General features: G+C 61.5%; 10 protein-coding genes. 3 read left to right on the forward strand and 7 right to left on the reverse strand.

All coding sequences use genetic code 11. The features are described from left to right. Positions 1 to 242: 242 nt before the first annotated feature. A complete protein-coding gene (locus AB6802_RS15625; RefSeq protein WP_371011029.1) occupies positions 243 to 1,235 on the reverse strand; it encodes an IS481 family transposase in 993 nt (330 codons plus the stop codon). On the opposite strand from AB6802_RS15625, the gene AB6802_RS15630 reads away from it, so the two are divergent. Then, on the forward strand, positions 1,218 to 1,856 hold the full coding sequence (locus tag AB6802_RS15630) for an alpha/beta fold hydrolase (protein ID WP_371011030.1): 639 nt from the start codon (positions 1,218 to 1,220) through the stop codon (positions 1,854 to 1,856). The two genes, AB6802_RS15625 and AB6802_RS15630, sit on opposite strands and share 18 nt — an antisense overlap. Positions 1,857 to 1,897: 41 nt before the next feature. Here AB6802_RS15630 and AB6802_RS15635 read toward each other — a convergent pair whose 3' ends face one another. Further along, entirely contained in the window at positions 1,898 to 2,821 is a 924-nt protein-coding gene (locus AB6802_RS15635) for an NADP-dependent oxidoreductase (RefSeq protein WP_371011031.1), read from the reverse strand. Between the two features lie 406 nt (positions 2,822 to 3,227). Continuing rightward, complete coding sequence (locus AB6802_RS15640) at positions 3,228 to 4,148, reverse strand: alpha/beta fold hydrolase (RefSeq protein ID WP_371011032.1); 921 nt, start codon at positions 4,146 to 4,148, stop codon at positions 3,228 to 3,230. Between the two features lie 352 nt (positions 4,149 to 4,500). Between AB6802_RS15640 and AB6802_RS15645 the strand changes: the two genes are divergently transcribed. Then, positions 4,501 to 4,812, forward strand: coding sequence for a hypothetical protein (locus AB6802_RS15645; RefSeq protein ID WP_371011033.1), 312 nt, complete (start codon positions 4,501 to 4,503; stop codon positions 4,810 to 4,812). Positions 4,813 to 5,177: 365 nt separating this feature from the next. Here AB6802_RS15645 and AB6802_RS15650 read toward each other — a convergent pair whose 3' ends face one another. Next, positions 5,178 to 5,612: a hypothetical protein gene (locus AB6802_RS15650; RefSeq protein ID WP_371011034.1), complete on the reverse strand. Its 435-nt coding sequence runs from the start codon at positions 5,610 to 5,612 to the stop codon at positions 5,178 to 5,180. A gap of 419 nt (positions 5,613 to 6,031) precedes the next feature. Here AB6802_RS15650 and AB6802_RS15655 point away from each other — a divergent pair, with 419 nt between their 5' ends. Next, positions 6,032 to 8,365, forward strand: a complete 2,334-nt coding sequence (locus tag AB6802_RS15655; protein ID WP_371011035.1) for an FdhF/YdeP family oxidoreductase — start codon at positions 6,032 to 6,034, stop codon at positions 8,363 to 8,365. Between the two features lie 778 nt (positions 8,366 to 9,143). Here AB6802_RS15655 and AB6802_RS15660 read toward each other — a convergent pair. The 3 genes from AB6802_RS15660 to AB6802_RS15670 form a co-directional block, all read right to left on the reverse strand. Beyond that, complete coding sequence (locus AB6802_RS15660; RefSeq protein ID WP_371011036.1) at positions 9,144 to 10,484, reverse strand: HlyD family type I secretion periplasmic adaptor subunit; 1,341 nt, start codon at positions 10,482 to 10,484, stop codon at positions 9,144 to 9,146. Further along, positions 10,481 to 12,175 carry a type I secretion system permease/ATPase gene (locus tag AB6802_RS15665; protein WP_371011037.1) on the reverse strand — a complete coding sequence of 565 codons (1,695 nt, stop codon included), beginning with the start codon at positions 12,173 to 12,175 and terminating at the stop codon, positions 10,481 to 10,483. The genes AB6802_RS15660 and AB6802_RS15665 overlap by 4 nt, the downstream gene beginning before the upstream one ends. 79 nt (positions 12,176 to 12,254) lie before the next feature. After that, positions 12,255 to 15,016 (reverse strand): beta strand repeat-containing protein (locus AB6802_RS15670; RefSeq protein WP_371011038.1); only part of this gene is annotated, 2,762 nt, incomplete at its 5' end.

Genomic DNA, 15,016 nt, shown 5'->3' on the forward strand with positions numbered 1-15,016 from the left:
ACGATCAACCTGACATCCACCTAGCAATGTGAAGGCCGGTTTGTTTTTGGAGCCTGTTCTGATTTCCAATGTTCACAAAACCTGCAATCGCACAGGTTTGTCGATGCGCTGCACACGACTCCAAAGCAGTCGTTTTGGTGGGCCCGGAGGGCGATGGTTGATTTTGTTGAGTTTTTCGTGGGCCAAAATCAGAGATCTTCCCGTACCGCTCCGTATGCTCCCGCGACGCCATACAGTTGGCCCTAGATGTTTAGTCCCGGCATTTGCTGGAGCGGATCACGCTTGAAGCGTTCGGGCTGATCGGCCCAAGCCTTGCAGATCGACTCATAGGGTGTGAGGCCTTTGAGAGTCTTGAGCCTGCGACCGAAGTTGTAGGCCGAGATGAAGTCGGCAAGGTGCTGGCGGAGCTGGTCGTGGCTCTCATAGTAGAAGCGCTTGACGGTCGCATCCTTAATGGTCCGGTTCATCCTCTCGACCTGGCCGTTGGTCCACGGGTGCCTTGCCTTGGTCGTCCGGTGCTCGATGTCGTTCGTGGCGCACGCGTATTCGAACGCATGGGCCCAGAAGCGTTCGCCGTTTGCGATGGCCTCTTTGATTAATGGCACGGCCGACCCACCGGCGCCGGGCGTCGTGAACTGGATGCCGTCGTCGGTGAGCACGGTGTGGATCTTGTAGGGGACGGCCGCGATCAGGCGCAGCAGGAAGTCTCTTGAGACGGCGGTGGTGGCCTTCTCATGCAGCTCAACGAAGGCGAACTTCGAGGTTCGGTCAATGGCGACGAACATGTGCAACTTGCCCTGTTCGGTGCGCACCTCAGCGACGTCGATGTGGAAGTAGCCGATCGGATAGCTTTTGAATTTCTTCTTCGCCGGCTTGTCGCCCTCTACGTCCGACAAGCGACCGATGCCGTGGCGCTGCAGGCAACGATGCAATGACGAACGCGTCAGGTGCGGGATCGTCGGCTGCAAGGCATAGAGGCAATCGTCTAGCGGCAGCAGCGTATACCGGCGGAAGGCGACGATGACGGCCTCTTCCTCGACAGACAGAACCGTCGATCTCGGCTCTCTCGGACCGGTCGGCAGATCGGTCACCGAAGTCCGCTCCCGCCATTTGGCGACAGTCTTCTGGTTGATCCCGTACCGTTTGGCGAGCGCCCTCAGGCTCTCTTGACTATGTTGTATCGCTCGACGGACCGCCTCTGTCGTCGTGGCGCTCCCATGAAGAACCTGGCCCATAGTGCATCCCTCGATTCGGAGGATAAGGATGCCCCATCAAAGTCCGGGATCAAACAGGGTCTTCATCGTCCCGATGTCGTGGCCCACGACTTCGGCGGGTCGAACGCCTTACGTGGGCACCTTCTGAATGGCTTGGAATATCGCTCGCTCGTCTTGATCGATCCGGTTGCGATCAGCCCTCAAGGCTCGCCCTTGGTGCAGGCGGCCAAAGGGCATGAAGAGGTGTTTGCGGCCTTACCGGCCTATATCCACGAGGCGATGCTGCGGGCGTATATCGGCGCCGCGGTCGGGAACACACTGCGAGACGACGAGATGCAACTCTACCTCGAGCCCTGGCTTGGCGGCGAAGGGCAAAGAGCGTTCTGGCGGCAGATTGCCCAGATGGACGACAAGTACAGTCAGGACGTTGAATGGCGATACGGCGAGATGCGCTGCCCGGTGACAATCCTGTGGGGCGAAAACGACGAATGGATACCAATCGCAGACGGACGAGAGTTAGCCCGGCGCATGTCCGATGCGCCATTTACGCCGGTACCAAATGCCAAGCACTTGATGCAGGAAGACGCGCCGGAAGCGATTGTTGCGACGACGTTGCGGTTTTGGGATTCACTTCACGAATAGCTCGTCAAGTCTGACATATCGGCACCGCTCAGAGGTCAGCCTTACGCCGCAACGTCCAACACGATTTTCCCGCGCACATGCTCGTTTTCAAGCATGCGCTCTGCCGCTGCCGCGTCGGCGAGCGGGAAGACGCTACCAACCTCCACGCGCACTCGACCGGCATCGATCAGACGGCCGATCTCCGCAAGCTGATCGCTGTTCGGCTCGGCCATGTAGTGAACCCCGCGTGCGTTGTGCCTGGCCGCCTTCTCCTTTGACGGCTCCTTCAAAGTCGAGACGATGATCCCGCCGTCTCTCAGCACCGACCATGAGCGGTCCTGCGTCTCACCGGCAATGAGGTCGAAAACAATGTCGATGTCGTTGGCGATCTCTTCGAAACGCTGGTTCTTGTAGTCGATCGCTTCGTCAGCGCCGAGGCCGCGAACGAAGTCGATATCGTCATTGGAGCAGGTGGCATAGACCGTAGCGCCATGCGCCTTGGCCAGCTGCACCGCGAAGTGCCCGACGCCGCCCGCAGCGCCATGGATCAAGATACTCTGACCATCGACCAGCCCGCCATGATCGAAGATGCCTTGCCAGGCCGTGATCGCCGCCAATGGGACGGCGGCGGCATGGACATGATCGAGCTGCCGGGGCTTGGCCGCGCATCCGGCGACACCCACGGCGACGAACTCCGCGTAGCCACCACGGTCGCGCGGCAACATCGCATAGACGGCATCGCTGGCCTGGAACTCCCGCACATTTGAACCGACGCCTTCGACGACGCCGGAAATATCCCGACCGAGCGTGAGCGGAAGTTGGTCCGGCGGCACGTAGCCGCCATTGCGCATCTTGTAGTCGACAGGGTTGACGCTCGCCGCGTGGACACGGATCAAGACTTCGTCGGCCTTTGGCTCCGGCACCGGCTGCTCCTCGAGTTTCAGCACATCGGGACCGCCAAATTCATGAATGCGAATGCTGTGCATCGTTGTCTCCTATGAGTCATTGGCCGGGTGTGATCGCCGTCCTGCGCGATCAATCGGATTCCATCGCTAACCATGAGGATTGGCGATGGTTCCCTTAGGCGTCGCAATGGCTTTGAATTTCAACCGTATTCGGACCGCGATAGGTCTGCATCTCCATGTGCTCGTCGAGGGCTTCGTAAAGGGAAACCACCCTCGGTCTTGCCATCGGCAATCTGATGCAGCTCGCCGCCGTGGCCGCGGACCAGCTTCTGATCGTGGATGGCAGCAGTTGGCTGCTCGTCGGTCCGGCTGGCTTTCCTGGGCATTCGCATCTCCGTCAGGATGGTTCCGAACCTTCGACATGGAGGAATGTTCCGGCCGGATTCATTGGAGCGTTTGCAGGCAAAGCCGAGCCGACCTCAGGAAATTATTGAGGGCCGTTTTGAATGCTGTTGCGTCCTGCGAACGCATTTAGAAATTTTCCGAGCGCCTGGCGCACTTGCTCCGGCGCCTCGCGCGTCGGGAAGTGTCCGACGCCGGGCAGCAACTGCCGCTCATAGCCAGCTCTGAAATAGCGCTCCTTGCCCTCCGATGATTTGGCCGGCACGACGCGGTCGCTCTCGCCGTGTAGCAGAAAGGTCGGTACCGCAATGTTTTGGGCCTCTGTCTGCTTGCGCGCCAGTTCAGCGTAACGCGGATCAGGGTCGGCCTCGCCCCACCGCACGCGATAGGAATGCAGCGTAACGTCCGCCCAGTCGGGATTTTCAAAGGACTTGGCCACTCGATCGAAAAGTTCGTCGTCGAACCAGCCGGGAGGGCTCCAATTGTCCCATTGGAAGCGGGTAAAGGCGCGACCGTTTTGTCGAACGCTCTCCTCGCCGCGTTTCGTGGCCATGAACCACTGGTACCAGAATGCCTTCACCTGTTCCAAAGGCGGTGTCGACAGTTTGCCGGGCTGCCAGCCGAGTGACATCGCTGCACAGCATACGAGGCGCTCTGGATGGACCGAGGCGAGCAGATAGGCGATGCGTGCGCCCCAATCGTGGCCCACCACGGCAAATCGCTCAAGGCTGAGCGCGTCGGCAAAATCAAGCGCGTCCTGCGCCATCGCGGCGATCTCGCCTGAACGGGTCGTTTTATCCGAAAGGAAGGTCGTCGGCCCGAACCCTCGCAGCCACGGCGAGAAGGTGCGAAAGCCGGCAGCGTGCAGGAAAGACGCGACGTCCGCGAACGTCGTTGCATCGTCAGGCCAACCATGGAGAAGGAGGACCGGGGGGCCGTCCTTCGGGCCGTCGGTCAAATAGCCGATGCGCAGCAGCGATGTCTCGCAAAAGGAAGGTGCTTGCATTGGCGACCTCGGTTGCAGCGCCCGGTTCGAGCTTCGAACGCTTAGGCTGTTGGCTACCTGGCAGCCCAAACCTATTAAGGCCGGGATTGTTCCGCCGGCCGTTTTTCTCGCAAGGTCCGGCCCGGGCGCCTGCGATGCCAAACTCGATCACGCGCCATGCTCGCCATCATCGGAATGCAGTTCACAAGCTCATAGAGATATCCACCCCGATAGGGCTTGGATCTGACCCGCATTCTCAACGACGATTCCGGCGATCGCGAAATCTGTTTGGAACGCCTGGCGATTGGGAACATCTCAAACGTCTGGAGGTTTGGGTCGTATCGCAATCAGGCGATCAATCTAGGAGACTTCAATGATCAAACTTCTCACGGCATCGGTTCTCGCGCTGGCTTTGACAGGCTCGGCCATGGCACAGTCCGGCTCCGGGACCGGCAGCGGCAATACCGGGAGCGGCGCAACCACAGGCACCGGCACGTCGACAGGAGCCGGCAACGGCGGCGCCGCAGGAGGCACCAACAACGGCACCGTCGATCCGAACGCCACCAACAGCACGACCAATTCGAATGGGATGAACGACCGCTGCAAGGATGCAGCCAGCAACGATACCGACAACAACACAGCGAGTGGCACCACGACGTCCAACACGCAGAACTGCAACAAGTAGGCCTCTGCCTAAGGTCGCCACGAAAATTGGCCCGCCGATCTGGCGGGCCTTATGTTGCAGGCCGACCGCGCGTAAGCGGTCCAGCCCTTCTTAGTCCTCTATATAAGCCCCTGGCTGGCGGGCGCGCGCCTCATGCTTCCGGAGGCCAGGGCTGGAGACCGGCTGATCGAAATGACGCTGGAGCTAGCCATTCGCGACGTGATCGTCCTGTCGGCATTTCCACCGAGCAACGGCTGAACTCCATCCTGAAACGGGTCGCAACAAACTCGGCAAGAAACTCGGCCGGCCTGCTACATTGATTTTCAGCCCTTGGTCGCGCAGCCTAAGCAATTTCGCAGTCCGGATAATCGGGGCAAGCGCTATATTCAGTGCGCCATGAATCCTTTTCTCAACCAAGCTAATATCTTGCTTCCGTTGATGATCCTGCGGACACGTCCAGCGGCCCAGCCGGCCTGCATCGTGGCGCCGGTATGGCAACTGCACACGATCTCATGCAATTGCCAATCGGAGAGTTCGAAGAAGCGTTTGGCTTCGCCGTAGGAGTCCGATTGCATGCCCGATGCACGCAGCAGTGGATCGTCGAAGGCGACGGTGATCGCCGATCCCGCCGCTCGTGCTTCTGCACGGACAGAGGGGTGCAGATGCTCTGTGCCGGTAAGCGCGGCAAGACAGCGCGTCGGATTTCTGTCGAGCAGTTGCGCCCACCGCTCTATCCGTTGTGCCCTTGTCGCGAGCGGAGTTGGCGTTAGCGGATTGATGTCCGCGACTGATTGCAGTTGATCGAGTGTCTGGTACTTCATGACTCACTCCCGTTCGCCGTTCGAATACCAATCCTCAGGCCTTCGCTGCAGTACCGAGCGACGCGCAAGCCCGCGCCCTTGAGGGCATGGGCGCGGGCCGATCAGGTGTTGCCCACCGATCTTCAACAGACACCACGCGGAGGCATATGCATCGATACCAAACTGAATTCCTTCGCCAATGTTCCAAGGGCACAAAAAAACTGTTTGGCCGGAACGAGTGAGATGTAGCCGCTTCTTGCTCTTCGAGCTCCCGGCTGCAGCTTCATCTTCTTCGCGCCACCCCCGGGCGACCAGTCGCTGCGAAACGCTGTGCCCCTTGCCGCTCACCAAACCGTAACCCGGCGGAAACGAGGTGGAACCAGGGAACAAGGTCCGGAATCGCGGGTTGGATAGCAACTCCAACTGCTTAGAGCATCGCGATGAAGCCCTCCGTCACCGACCACGTCGACATCCATCCGTACAAGCGTCCAACCGGCGGCTGGGGGTCGCTGAAGTCGCTAATACGCAAGGCAGCCAGCGAGGGTCTTCTTGCCTCGGGCATCTGGAGCACGCTGATGCGCCAGAACAAATCCGACGGCTACATGTGCGTTTCATGCTCATGGGCGAAGCCCGCCGATCCGCGTCCATTCGAGTTTTGTGAAAATGGCGCCAAAGCGACGATCTGGGACCAGACCAAGCACCGCTGCGGCCCGGAGTTCTTTGCCATGCACCCGGTCAACGCGTTGCTCGACTGGCCGGACCATGATCTCGAGAAACAAGGCCGGCTTGTCGAACCGATGCGCTACAATGAAGTCACCGACAAATACGAGCCGGTCTCGTGGGAAACAGCGTTCCGCGATATCGGCGACGAACTGAGAAAGCTCGACCCAAAATCGGTGGTGTTCTACACTTCCGGCCGCGCCTCGCTCGAAGCCTCGTTCATGTACCAGCTTTTTGCTCGGATCTATGGTTCGAGCAATCTGCCGGACTCTTCCAACATGTGCCACGAATCGACATCCGTCGGGTTGCCGGAATCCATCGGTTCGCCGGTGGGGACCGTCCAACTCGAGGATTTCAATCATTGCGACATGATGTTCTTTTTCGGACACAACACCGGCGTGACCGCGCCGCGGCTGCTGCATCCGATTGAAGAGGCGCGCCAGCGCGGCGTACCCGTCATAACCTTCAATCCGCTGCCGGAGCGAGGGCTCAAACGCTTCAAGAACCCGCAAAGCCCGGTCGAAATGCTATCGCCCGGCCCCGGGACCAAGATGTCCAGCGACTTCTACCAGGTCCGCGGCGGCGGCGACATCGCCGCCATGACGGGCATCGCCAAGGCCGTGCTGGCGCTGGACGATGCCGCGTTGCAGGCTGGCGCTCAGCGCGTCCTCGACACCGCGTTCATTGCCGAGCACACGCATGGCTTCGATGAATTCGAGACCTATCTGCGCCGCACGCCTTGGGACAAGATCGTCGAGCGATCCGGCATCACGCGCGCCGATCTGGAGCATGTCGGCGAGATCTATTCAAAGGCCACGGCGGTCATCGGGAACTACGGCATGGGCCTGACGCAGCACCGGCACGGCACGGAAAACGTCCATATGCTGTGCAATCTGCTGCTCATGCGTGGGAACATCGGCAAACCCGGCGCTGGCGTGTCGCCCTTGCGCGGCCACTCCAATGTCCAGGGCCAGCGCACAGTCGGAATCTCGGAAAAGCCTGAGCTCGTTCCGCTCGACAAGCTTGCCGAGTTCTACCATTTCGAACCGCCGCGCGAGAAAGGCCGTGATACGGTCGAGACGTGCGAAAGCGTGATCGACGGCTCGGTCAAAGCCTTTATCGGGCTTGGCGGCAATTTCGTTCGCGCCGTGCCCGAAACAGGGCTGGTCGAAGAGGCATGGCGACACCTCAGGCTCCATGTCGAGATCGCGACGAAACTCAACCGCAGCCATCTCCTGTGTGGAGCAGTTACCTATCTGCTGCCCTGCCTGTCGCGGATTGAAAAGGATGTTCAGGCAAGCGGCGAGCAGCATGTCTCGATGGAGGACTCAACCGCGTGTATTCACGGCTCCTTCGGCTATCGCCAGCCGGCCGGACCGCATCTGCTTTCCGAGCCGAAGATCGTGGCGGAACTGGCGAAAGCAACCGTGGCGGACCGCAGCTCTGTACCCTGGGACGACTGGGTTGCGGACTACTCGCGGATCAGGGACGAAATCGAGCGCTGCTACCCTGCTCATTTCAAGGACTTCAACAATCGCTTCCTTACGCCCGGCGGCTTCCATCGCGACATCAAAGCATCCAAACGCGTGTGGGAGACATCGAACAAGAAGGCCAATTTCAAGCCGCCGACGATGCTGGAAACCGATCCCGATATCAATGTCTCCAAGCCGGACGTGCTGACATTGATAACGATCCGCTCGAACGACCAGTTCAACACGACGGTGTACGGCTACCGCGACCGCCTGCGCGGCATCAACGGAACCCGGATGGTGCTGCTGATGAACGAGCGGGACATTGCAAGGTTCGGACTGTCCGAAGGCGACGAAGTCGACCTGGAAACGGCCGCAGACGATGGTGTCGAGCGGCGCGTTCGCGGGCTAAGGGTGACGCCCTATTCGATCCCGGCCGGAAACTGTGCCGGCTATTATCCCGAACTCAACCCCCTGATTCCATTGTGGCATCGGGCCGAGAAGGCGCACGTTCCCGCTGCCAAGTCCGTTCCGGTCCGGCTGGCGGCACGCCAAGCAGAGCAACGCCGGGCTGATCGCATCTAGGCCGGTGTAGCAACTGGCCTTTATGCTTCGCTTTGCGCGGGTACCACGAACGCGAGTAAAGGTTCTGGCGACGGTATTTACCCTCCCTCGTCAACAACACGAGCTATCAAACTACGCATCACCAAGGAGCGAGCGCGGCGGAAGCGGTCCTTGCCTCAGTTGGGATAGCAGCCGAACTGGTTGCCGTGAATGTTCGCGCTAGAAGGCTGGGGCGACGCCAGCTTGCCGACGATGAAGGGCCGACCGAAGATGAATACGATGCGACAGCAAGCCTAACGCCCTGATCGCGCCCGACCAGGTGAGGTGATGCTGGTTATCCTGACACCCAGAATGAAATCGAGACTTTTCTTACGGCGCCTTGATTGGGAAGCGTCTTCAGCAGGCCGCTGGTCGTGGTCGACGAGCTCGCGAGGCAGATCAAATTCCCGCAGGCGACGGCACATGGACGCTCCTGTAAAGCGACGCGCAGGCGCGATTTTGGCGAATTGGCGGGCTACACGAGCACCCGGCGCTCGCCGTGATCGGGCTGCCAAGCGATTCAGACGACCAGCCTCGCAATTGCGACCGAAGTCCGACGTTGCCGCGCATTGGTCCCTAAGCTGAAACATATAGCCTGCTATCCCATTAGGCATCTCAGACTGACGGGCATGAGGCCCTTCATCGTCAGTCGCGATTGCAAGACGAACACCTGCCGGGACCTGCGAAACGGCAGGTGTTCGTTTGTCGCGGAAGTGCTGCATGCAGCTTGGTGAAATGGTCGCAAACTTATTTGCAGCCCCTACTTCTGCCGGAAGGCGGTATGCAGCGAGGTCGACAGCGGGCCAAGGATGTAATCCAGTGCGGTGCGTTCCTCGGTCACAATCATCACTGAGGCCGGCATGCCTGGATAGAGCTGGATCTGCGGAGCGGCGGCGAGTTCCTGCTGATCCACCGCGATGTCGGCGACATAATAGGGAAAGCCGGTCTTTGGATCGGTGACGCGGTCCGCCGAGATGCGGGTGACGCGGCCGTGGATGACTGGTGTGGTGCGCTGCTTGTAGGAAGTGAAGCGGACCTCGGCCGTCATGTCGGCGCGCAGGCTGGATATGTCCTCGACCTTGACCTGTGCCTGGACGATGAGCGAATTTTTGGTTGGCACGATATCGAGGATGGTCTGGCCAGGGGCGACGATCGCGCCGGTCGAGAAGACGGTGAGGTCCATCACCTGGCCGTCATAGGGCGCGTGCACCTCGGCGCGGTCCACTGTGGCTTGCGCGGCGAACATCTTCGGCACCAGATCGGCGAGGCTCGACTGGGTGTCGATCAGCATGGCCGAGAGCTTTGCGCGTCGCTCATTGGTGAGCTGCGCAATCTGGCTTTCGAGCTCGGCCTTGCTCTGGCGGTTTCCCGCGATCTCCCCGAGGGCCTGGTCGATGAGGCCCTGCAAATCAGAGGCGGAGCGGTCGAGTTCCAGAATACGCGTGCGCGTTGTCAGCCCGGCCTTCAGAAGCTTGTTGAGGCCTATTTTTTCGTCGATGGTCGACTTGAGCTGGGCACGAAAAGACTCGACGCGCGCCTGCTTGCCGTCGATCTGCTCGTCGAGTTCGGCGATCCGTTTCTGCAGGATCTGCCTGGCGCCGGCCATCGAGGCACGCTGGCTCTCGAGGTCGGCAATCTGGTTGGCCATGGCGTCCTTCAGATAAGCCTGGTGCTCGGCGGTGATGTCCTTCGGGAAGGCTACAGCCTCATGGCCCTCGAGCTCCGCACGGATGCGGGCATCGGTAGCGCGCAGCAGCGCATATTGCTGGGAATAGAGGTTGAATTCGGAACGAGCGCGGGTGTCGTCGAGCACTACCACCACATCGCCTGTTTTGACGATGTCGCCGTCCTTGACCCGGACTTCCTTCACCGTGCCGCCGTCGAAATGCTGGACGCTCTTGCGGTTGCCCTCGACCTTCACAATCGCGTCGGCAAGCACCGCGCCATTGAGCGGCGCGATCGCCGCCCAGCCGCCGAACACCCCGAAGAAGGCAACAATGATGAGCACGCCGACCCAGACCGGTCCTCGAATCGAATCCGGGTTGGCGTCTGCACCTTCGGCGCTGGACAAGCTGCGATAGGTGGCGGCAATCTCGGTCATTGGGTTGCCACCGCCATGGGTGCTGCGCGCTGGTTGAGCAGCGCCACGATCTCGTTCCTCATGCCGAAGGCTTCGACCGCGCCATCCCGCAGAAGCAGGATCTTGTCGACATTGGCCAAAGTCGATGGCCGGTGCGAGACAATGATGACCGTGCTGCCGCGGCGCTTGAGCTCGAGCGCGCACTCGGCGAGCGCGCGGTCACCGTCGGCATCAAGATTGGAGCTCGGTTCGTCGAGCACGATGAGGTTCGGCATGCCGAATACGGCGCGGGCAAGCGCGATGCGCTGCCGGTAGCCGCCGGACAGCACCGCGCCGCCCTCCCCGATCTGCGTCTCGTAGCCTTGCGGCAGGCGGATGATCATCTCATGTACGCCGGCCAGCCGCGCTGCCTCGATCACTTCGCGGTCGACATCGGTCTTGAAGCGGCCGATGTTGGCGGCGACGGTGTCGGCAAACAGCTCGATGTCCTGCGGCAGGTAGCCGATATGGTCGCCGAGCGCCTCGCGTCCCCATTGCGTCAGATCGGCGCCGTCCAGCCTGACGGTGCCGCGGCTCGGCTGCATAATGCCGGCGAGATGGCGCGCGAGCGTCGACTTGCCGGCGCCGGAAGGGCCGACGATGCCAAGCGCCTCGCCGGCATCGAGCCTGAACGACACATCGCGCAGCAGCAGCTTCTGCAGGCTGGGGATGGCGTAGCTGAGTTGCTCGACCGCGATCTTGCCCGTCGGGTTGGGCAGGTTGAACGAGCGCTCGCCCTGTGCGCCGCCGTCGAGCAGCTTCTCGACCCTGCCAAGCGCGGCCCGCGCGAGTATCAGGCTGCGCCAGAGACCGACGATCTGCTCGACCGGTTGCAACCCCCTGCCCAGAAGAAGGCTCGCCGCGAACATCGAGCCGCCGGTGATCTGCCGCTCGATGACCAGATAGGCGCCGAGGCCGAGGATCAGCGACTGCATGGTGAGGCGCATGAAGCGGATCAGCCCGGACATCAGCGCTGCCCGGTCGCTGGCCTGTCCCTGCTGCCGGAGCGCCAGGCCGCGGTCGCGGCCCCAGCGGCGGACAAGGCCGTCGATCATGCCCATGGCGCGGACGACTTCGGCGTTTCTCAGGCTCATTTCGGTGAAATTGTAATTGGCGGTGGCAAGGTCGTTGGCTTGCTTCAGCGGCACCCGCACGATGTATTCGTTGAGCACTGCCATGGTGACGAGAAGCAGCGATGAGCCGAGCGCAAAGAAGCCGAGCCAGGGATGCAGGAGGAAGATGATGCCGATGTAAATCGGCGACCATGGCAGGTCGAACAGGGCATGGACGCCGCTGCCGGTGATCACCTGCCGGAACGTGTCGAAATCCCGGATCGGCTGGCTTTGCGAGGTGCCCAGCGACGGGGTTTCGACGGAGGCTGCGAGGATCTTGGCCGAAAGCAGCCGGTCGAGCCGCGCGCTGGCCCGCGTCAGGATGGCAGCCCGTACGAGATCGAGGCCGGCAAGTGCCAGGAAAGCCGCAAGCAAAACCAGCGTCAGCATCACCAGTGTGGTCTCGCTGCCGCTGGTGACCACCCGGTCGTAGATCTGCAGCATGTAGAGCGGGGATGCGAGGTAGAGCAGATTGATGGCCAGGCTGAATGCCGCCGCAAAGAGGAAATAGCGGCGGCAGGCGCGAAGCGCTTCCCTCACAATTCTAGGCTTTCCGTTCAATTCCAAACCCCACTCGATACGCGTCAGGTTAGACGTTTACGTGGTGAGCCGCCTCGGAAGGCGGCCCACCATTTTTAGCTCACACGAATTCGCTCGTCCCGGCGGCCACGCCAGTCAGCGTGAACTCCGGATTGTAGGTGATGACGGTATGGCCCTCGCCATCATCGGCGAGCTTGAAGCCGTTCGCATCATAGGTGCCGAGCAGATGCAGCGCGGCATTGTGCGCGCCGTCCGAAACAGTCAACGTGCCGCCGCTGCCATCCTGGCTCGCGTGATAGGCGACCGTTGTACCGGCGCCGAACGAGATATCGTTGAGGTCCAGTTTGTCGTCGTTGGTGATGCCGCCGATACGCCCGCTGTAGTCGAATGAGTCGTCCAGTTCCAGCGTGCCGGCCGCGTCATGCGCGAAGGTGACATCCGTCGATGAAGCGCCGCCGAATTCCAGCTTCGACAGGTTGCCGATCGTGGCATCGCCCTCGCCGGTGACCGCGCCGTGGATGGTGATGTTGCCGCCATTGGCCAACAGCATGCCGGAATTCGCAACCCCGCCGGCGACGACCAAGCCGCCCGAGCCGGTCGCTTCCAGCGTGCCGGAATTGGCCACGACGCTGCCGCCGGTGTCGATAACGAGCGCATTGGTGCCGGAGGCGATGATGGTGCCCCTGTTGTCGAGGCTGAGCATGCCATCGCCCAGCTGGCCGGCGCCCGAGATCGTGTTGTCGACATTGACCAGCGTGACGTCCGGACCGGTGCCGGAGATGATGTTGAAGGCACTGTCGGACAGATCGATCTGCCCGCCGCCCTGCAGCGTCACGCCATGCTGGATGACCTGCAGCAGCGTTTCACTGCCGGTCGAGTCCAGCGAGATGAGGCCGCTGTTGTTGACGGTGCCGCTCAGCGGCAGCAGCGCGCCGTCGCCGATTGTCATGGTGCCCGTATTGTTCACCACAGGCGTCTGGTCGAAGGCGAAATTGCCGGCCCCGAGCGCTGACGAATGCACGCCGTCGAGCGTGATCGACTGCCCGTCGCCCAGCGTGATCACCGCATTGCCGTTGGCGTCGTCGGCGGTATGCGCCTGGACGTCGGCAAAGCTCTGGAAGCCGGAGAAACCGACGAGATCGATCTGGTCGGCCGCCGCGTCGAAGCTGTGCACGGTATCGTTGCCGATCGGCTGCGAGAACACGAACAGATCGTTGCCGCCGGAGCCAGTGAGCACGTCGTCGCCCGACCAGGCGAAGATAGGCGAACCGGGTGCATAGGCCTCGACGTTGTCGGCGATCGAAGCACTGCCGGTCGTGCCGTCGGCGTTGGTCCAGGTCAGGTGGATGTCGAGCACCGCGGCGCCCGCGAAGTCGCCCGGCGTGGTGACGGTCAGTTCGTGGACGGCATTGGACTGCACTGTCCAGGACCCGTCGGCATTCTGCGACGCGCCGTCGATGGTCCAGTCGGAGGGCACATCCTTGACGGTGACGGTGACGGATCGGCCGTCCGACGGATCGGTCAGCGCAAGGTTGATCGGCTCGCCGGCGATGCCGGCGGGAGCAGAGAATTTGGTGCTGTTCCCATTGCCGCCGTCGGTCCTGAACGTTGTCCCATCCGTCGCTGTGGCAGAATTATGTGCCGAGCTATTGTCGGTAACCACTGCACTTACATGATGAACAGAGGAGCTGACCAGGAACGGAGCCACGCCGTCATCAAAGGTATGGACATAGTTGCCGCTCGCAGATCCAGCTGCCAGTTCTGCGGCGGTCATCGTGTAAATGAGAACGGGCGCGGCGGCGCCTACGCTGTCATACAGTTGAACGCTTTGAATCCCGCTCGCATCTGTTGCGTGGACAGTGAAGGTGGCCTGCTGCTGGCTTGGGTTCAGTGCGTGACTGATCGAAACACTCGGAGGCGTGACATCGCTGCCCGCTACGTTGATCGTCGCCGTGGCTGAGCCGGTGTCTGTGCCGCCGTTGGCTATGCCGTCGCCGTCCACCAGAGTGTACGTCACCGTCTTGGTAGTGGTGGGGCTGACCGCGTTGGAATAGAGAATGTGATCCACCAAGGCCTGTGCCGCGACTTGCGTGGCACTGGCGTTGAAGGTGATGACGAGGTTGGTTCCGTTTGCTCCGCCGGTGAACGTGCCAATGAACACGCCGCCATAACTCACATTGCTACCGCTGACGGTGATCTGGCCGGCCCCCGGGACCTGATTCTGGATCGTTAATTGATCCGCTGCTGAACTTGCCGTGATTGCGACGGTCAGCGAGCCTCCGCCGAAATTGGCCGAGTCAATGTCCGCGATCGTCGCAGTTGGGGCGATGGCCGTGGCCGCCGATCCGGCGGTGTAGTTCAAGGTAGTTGGCCCTGGCGACGGCCCATTGAGATCGATGACCGGCGCGTCGTTGGTGCCGGTGATGGTGATGACGACATTCTGGCTGGTCGAACCGCCGTGATTATCCGTAACCGTGACCTGGTAGGTCTCCTGGATCGTCTGGCCGGCAGCCAGGAACTGGATCGCGGAATTGTTGACGCTGTAGTTCCACATCCCGGTCCCACCGGTGCCACCGGACGTGTCCAACGTCTCAGTGGCAACGAGCGAACCGAGTTTGATGCCGCCCGCATTGGTCGACGACAGGAAGCTCGCACTCAAAGTGTGGCTGTCTGCCACGTCCACGTCCGCAAAGCTGATCGTGCCGGAGGCGGTCTCGGTCGCGCCCGCGGGGCTGTCTTCCGTCACCGCGCCAGTCGGAGTCGCCACAATCGTCGGCGCATCATTGGTGCCGGTGATGGTGATGCTCACCGTCTCGGTCGCCGTCGCGCCCTTGTCGTCCGTCACCGTGGCGGTGAAGGACT

The organism is Mesorhizobium sp. RCC_202 (genome assembly GCF_041355295.1).
Classification (GTDB): Bacteria; Pseudomonadota; Alphaproteobacteria; order Rhizobiales; family Rhizobiaceae; genus Mesorhizobium.